This window comes from Gracilimonas sp. (genome assembly GCF_035704785.1).
In the GTDB taxonomy this organism is placed as follows: Bacteria; Bacteroidota; Rhodothermia; order Balneolales; family Balneolaceae; genus Gracilimonas.
On sequence record NZ_DASSWP010000116.1, the window covers coordinates 1 to 5,096 of the forward strand.

Here is a 5,096-nt window from a genome sequence, read left to right on the forward strand (position 1 = left end):
CAGATCATTAGGTAACTGACCACTTATTCCTCGCTGATTTTGGTTTCGCATACTGCTATCAATGCTACCTTGATCACCGGTATTTTGCGAAGAATTTCTAACTTCATTGATCCTTCTCCGCAATTTGCTGACTTCAGCAAGATCCATCCCCCTGGCAATAGCTAAAGTTTCTACTTCAGATATTGTTAAGCCTCTTTCCTGCATGCGTTCATAGAGTTGCAATATTTGACTATTACTAAGCTGATCAACCCGAATATTTTCAAAATCAATGCCAACATCCTGGGCCAGGAGAGGAAGGCTGAAAAGCGTAAAAATAAAACCAAAAACAGTATATTTTAAAAGTCTCATCTAAGAATTTAGATTTTTGATATTTTTTGTTATATGAATAACTGTTACTTAAAGAAGTAAACCAATTCCACAAGTTAAGAAACAAATAATTAAAGCACTAAAATGAACTCTTCAGTTGTAAAGTTTATTGCCCAAGCATTTCTTGTTTTTATTGTGTGGTACTTCGTATATGAGCTATGGCTTTTACCGGATGGCAGTTTAGATGAGTGGTCGTCTCTTAACATTATTGGCTCCAGTGCAGGACTGCTGATATGGGTTGGGTATGAAGTTTTTGCGATGAACCGCATCATCGGGATAGCGGAATCGCCCGGTATTGAAATTGTAGATGGGTGTAACGGGATTGCGGCAATGGAATTATTTTTGGGTTTCATATTAGCTTATCCGGGAGATTGGTGAAATCGTTTAAGTTTTGGTGTATTGGGTGTTTGTGTGATATATCTGGTGAATATAGCAAGGGGGTATTACGCTCACTGTTACTCAGGATCACTGCCCGAAGTTTTTTGATTTTACCCGCGATTATTCTACAACAACCATATTTTATCTTGTCATCTTTTTGTTATGGATGCTATGGGTTAATTTTAGTGATAAAGCAGCCTTATTTTAGCAGGTGCAGATAAAATATTCTATATAATTTTGATAATCATTCATGGTCTGACAACTATTTTGGCAAGTTTTGTTTTCTCATATTTAGTATATCAAAGTACATGGTCATTGGCTGTAATTGATCTGTTTTCAAGATACTTGATTCCGCTTAGTTCCATTGGCATCATGCCACTTTCAATTAAAAACAGAAGAAATTTATTTCATGAAAGAAAAGCTAAATAAGCAAAAATTAGTTTTAGAGAAGATTGTTGAGAAAGCTGTTTCTGGAGATTTTTACGAACTGGATCTATCCAATTTCTTTTCTACTTTAAAAATAACCGGCAAAGTGTGGCTACTTGGGGCTGGAAAGGCATCCATTGAAATGGCTCATCAGGCTGAGAAATATTTTGGTTCTGCAATCAAAGATGGAATTGTCATATCCCCAAGTGAATCCCAGAAACTGAATAGAGTTCAGGTTTTTACAGGTACGCACCCATACCCTTATGATGACTCAATTTCAGCTTCATATGAACTATGGAAATTGGCCTGTCATATTCCAAAAGGTGACACTGTAATATTTTGTTTGTCAGGCGGGGCTTCTTCATTGTTTTGTATTCCTGCAAATGGAATTGAGCCGGATGAGCTTAGAAAGGCATACAAGCTATTATTGAATTCAGGGGCATCTATTCATGAAATCAATATTGTGCGAAAACATATTTCTGAGACGGGCGGGGGAAATTTAGGCCAACTTCTTTCAGATAATGATTTGATCTCAGTTATTCTTTCGGATGTACCGGGAGATGATCCTGAGATTATTGGGAGCGGACCAACAGTCCCCGATTCTTCTACTTTTGAGGAAGCATTTCAGATCCTGAAAAAATATAAAATGTGGAATGAAATACCGCATTCAATTCGTGTGTACTTGTCAAAAGGCATGCATGGTGATGCTCCTGAAAACCCAAAGCCGGGTAATGAGGAATGGAAAAATCATCATGTTAAGGTTATTTCAGGAGCCAGCATACTGGCAGAGAATGTTGGCAAATATTTAAGTAAACAGGATTTTAATGTACAAGTGGCACCTGACTCATATGATATGAGTGTGAGAAAAATATCCAAGAAGATATGCAGTGAAGCTATATCGGTGTTGAGCAAGAGATCAAAACTTACCAAACCCGCAGCACTCATCTATTATGGGGAAAGTACGGTTGAAGTAAAAGGTGACGGAAAGGGAGGAAGAAACCAGGAATTGGCGTTGAATGCCGCAATTTCAATTGAAGGACAGCATGATATCTCACTGTTAAGTTTTGCGACGGATGGTATTGATGGACCTACAGATGCCGCCGGATCTATCATAAATTCAGAAACCACGCTAAAAGCCCGAAAGAAAAAAATAAGTCCCGAAGACTATCTTCAGAATAATGATTCTTACCACTTTCATGAAAAAATGAATACGCTCATAAAGACGGGAGCAACGGGTAATAATTTGATGGATCTTCAGGTGGTTTTGATCGAATGATCAGTTTCGAACCGAAAGGAGAAAATGAGAAATTAGAAATGTTGATTTTGAATTAAAATCCTGATTCAAAATTCAACATTCAACATTCAAAACTTACAATTTCAAAATTACCAGCCTCCGCCGGCACCGCCACCGCCTGAGCCAAATCCCCCTCCGCCGGAAAAGCCACCGAAACCACCGCCTCCACCACCGAATGAACCACCTCCACCTCCAAAACCGCCACCGTAAAATATGATGCCGCTGGAACCAAGAGAATGCCTGCGGCCACCTTTTCCTCCTTTACCTCGTGTTATCAGGATGAAAATGATGATGATAAAAATAATGAGCACATCGATAGGGAAGCCTTCACCTGAAGATTGCTGTTCGGGAAAGCCTTCAAATTCCCCGGCAGCCAGATCCATCAAAGCATTTGTAGCCTGGTCCAATCCGCCATAAAAATCACCGGCCTGAAAACTGGGAACCAGGATATTATTATAAACCCGGTTAGCCATAGCATCCGGAATAGCACCTTCTAGTCCGTATCCGACTTCGATCTGCATACGCCGGTCTTGTTCAGAAACTAAGATCAGAACACCATTGTAACGTTCTCCTTCCCACATACGCCAGTTATTAAAGAGGGTTGTGGCAATTTCTTCTTCAGGATATCCTTCAAGGCTTTCCAGAGTTGCAATGGCAATAACATTGGTCGTTGAATCACGGTAATTGGTTAGCTTTTGCTCAAGTTGCTGTTCTTCGGACGAAGTAAGCATATCCGCAAAATCATTGACCATCCCAACCGGCCGTTCAGGTAGAAAGTCCTGTGCCGAAACTGATGTCGAAATCCCGACAAATAGTATCAGGCTTATAAGTTTACGCATCTGTTTTTCCCTCATCTTTGTTATAGCTGATCTTATTAGATAGCTCATTGAGTTCTCCTTTCTGTTCAAAAGGAAAGTTCTCTTTTAGTTTCTGTCCGATTTGAAGCACCACTTCTGTAAGTCCGGTTTGATAATCTCCGGCTTTAAAGTATTTCAGGATCAATTCCAGTTCCTCTTCCCAGAATGATTGCCCCACCTTGTTGTGTATTCCCTCATCGCCCCAAATGGCAACCTTATGATCTTTCCAGGCCACATAAACGATCACACCATTTCGGAATTCAGTCTCGTGCATCTTCAGTTCTGCAAAGACCTCCTTGGCGCGATCGATAGGGTTCTCTACTTTACACTTCTTTTCGATATGAACGCGTACTTCACCGGAAGTAGCTTGTTCGGCGTGTCTTATAGCCTCAACAATATCTTCCTCTTGTTCCTGTGTAAGAAATTTTGCCATGGAATGTTTTTAGATGTAAGATTTTAAACAGAAGATAAAAGACAGATTTTTGGAGTCTCAAATCTTACGTCTTTTATCTATTATCTATTAAAATTAATTGCTGAAATCTACTTCGGGGGCTTCTTCTGCACCTTGTTCAGCTTGAAAATACTCTTTTTGTTCAAAGCCTAATATGGAAGCAAACATGCTTGTAGGGAACTTGCGAATCTGTGTATTGAATCCCTCGGCAGCCTGATTAAATCTCATGCGTTCAGTGGCAATCCGGTTTTCTGTGCCTTCCAGTTGAGCTTGTAAATCTCTGAAATTTTGGTTGGCCTGTAGTTCAGGATATCGTTCTACTGTTACCAATAAACGTGATAAAGCTCCGCTTAGTTGCCCTTGAGCTTCCTGAAATTGCTGGAATGCTTCCGGGTTATTTAAGTCATTGGCATCAATATTTACGGAAGTGGCTCGGCTTCTTGCTTCAATTACTTCTTGTAAGGTTTCGGATTCAAAGTCTGCGGCACCTTGAACGGTACTAACCAAATTTGGAATAAGGTCGGCTCTTCGCTGATATTGATTCTCAACCTGAGCCCAAGCTCCGTTTACATTTTCCTCGGCGGTAACCAAGCTGTTATTCACACTGATTCCATAAAAAACGAGGAGCGCAAGCACTCCGATAATGATCAAAAATTTTGCTTTCATGAGTAAAGATTTTGTGGTTTATTTGTTGCCCTCTTACGAAGGTAATTATCTTTAGGTTCAACAATAATCAAAAACTGTTCCATTGTCACAACTGAAACCGAAATTCATCTATTTTGACTTAGACGACACCCTCCTTGATCACAAAAAGGCAGAACAAGCCGGACTTCGGGATGTTTACGAACATTTCGACATGTTCAAAGGAATTTCAGAACAGCAATTACTGGATACCTATCATCATATCAACAAAGGATTGTGGGAAGAATATGGAAGGGGAGAAATAGATCGACATGAATTGCACCGCCGGCGTTTTCAGGAGACATTCAGAGACCTTGGGGTTGAAGAGCATATGCACGAAGAAGCCGGAAAAGTGTATATGAATTACTACAGGAATCACTGGGAGTGGCTGGATGGTGCTCATGAATCCTATCATAAGATCGCCCAGAATTTTGAAGTCGGTATTATGACCAATGGGTTTGCGGAAACACAATGGTTGAAGATAGATCAGTTCAACCTGAAACAAACCGCCAGACATATTGTCATCTCGGAAGAAGTGGGAGAGATGAAGCCGCATCCCAAAGTGTTCGATCACGCAACGGATCTAACCGGAGTGAACCGGGAAGATATTTTATATGTGGGGGATTCCTTCAGCTCCGATGTA

At 40.4% G+C, this 5,096-nt stretch carries 6 protein-coding genes and 1 pseudogene; 3 read left to right on the forward strand and 4 right to left on the reverse strand.

Annotated features, from left to right (window positions below; all coding sequences use genetic code 11):
- A pseudogene (locus tag VFM80_RS06995) lies at positions 1-348 on the reverse strand (hypothetical protein); the annotation flags it as partial.
- Between the two features lie 102 nt (positions 349-450).
- Here VFM80_RS06995 and VFM80_RS07000 point away from each other — a divergent pair.
- Together VFM80_RS07000 and VFM80_RS07005 are read left to right on the forward strand one after the other, a co-directional pair.
- A complete protein-coding gene (locus tag VFM80_RS07000; RefSeq protein WP_395070908.1) occupies positions 451-744 on the forward strand; it encodes a hypothetical protein in 294 nt (97 codons plus the stop codon).
- 409 nt (positions 745-1,153) lie between these two features.
- The gene (locus tag VFM80_RS07005; RefSeq protein WP_395070910.1) at positions 1,154-2,446 is read left to right on the forward strand and encodes a glycerate kinase type-2 family protein; all 1,293 of its coding nucleotides are present in this window, start codon (positions 1,154-1,156) and stop codon (positions 2,444-2,446) included.
- A gap of 107 nt (positions 2,447-2,553) precedes the next feature.
- Here VFM80_RS07005 and VFM80_RS07010 read toward each other — a convergent pair whose 3' ends face one another.
- From VFM80_RS07010 to VFM80_RS07020, 3 genes are all read right to left on the reverse strand, one after another.
- On the reverse strand, positions 2,554-3,303 hold the full coding sequence (locus VFM80_RS07010; RefSeq protein ID WP_395070912.1) for a TPM domain-containing protein: 750 nt from the start codon (positions 3,301-3,303) through the stop codon (positions 2,554-2,556).
- Positions 3,296-3,754: a TPM domain-containing protein gene (locus VFM80_RS07015; RefSeq protein ID WP_395070914.1), complete on the reverse strand. Its 459-nt coding sequence runs from the start codon at positions 3,752-3,754 to the stop codon at positions 3,296-3,298. Before VFM80_RS07015 ends, VFM80_RS07010 begins: the two co-directional genes overlap by 8 nt.
- A 93-nt stretch (positions 3,755-3,847) precedes the next feature.
- Entirely contained in the window at positions 3,848-4,438 is a 591-nt protein-coding gene (locus VFM80_RS07020; protein WP_395070916.1) for a LemA family protein, read from the reverse strand.
- 82 nt (positions 4,439-4,520) lie between these two features.
- On the opposite strand from VFM80_RS07020, the gene VFM80_RS07025 reads away from it, so the two are divergent.
- Positions 4,521-5,096, forward strand: a 576-nt coding sequence (locus tag VFM80_RS07025; protein WP_395070917.1) for an HAD family hydrolase, incomplete at its 3' end; no start/stop codon positions are given.

Excerpts from the sequence above, each read along its gene's own strand:
- VFM80_RS07020 (WP_395070916.1), bottom strand. The coding sequence starts at position 4,438 with ATGAAAGCAAAATTTTTGATCATTATCGGAGTGCTTGCGCTCCTCGTT.
- VFM80_RS07010 (WP_395070912.1), bottom strand. The coding sequence starts at position 3,303 with ATGCGTAAACTTATAAGCCTGATACTATTTGTCGGGATTTCGACATCA.
- VFM80_RS07005 (WP_395070910.1), top strand. The coding sequence starts at position 1,154 with ATGAAAGAAAAGCTAAATAAGCAAAAATTAGTTTTAGAGAAGATTGTT.
- VFM80_RS07015 (WP_395070914.1), bottom strand. The coding sequence starts at position 3,754 with ATGGCAAAATTTCTTACACAGGAACAAGAGGAAGATATTGTTGAGGCT.
- VFM80_RS07000 (WP_395070908.1), top strand. The coding sequence starts at position 451 with ATGAACTCTTCAGTTGTAAAGTTTATTGCCCAAGCATTTCTTGTTTTT.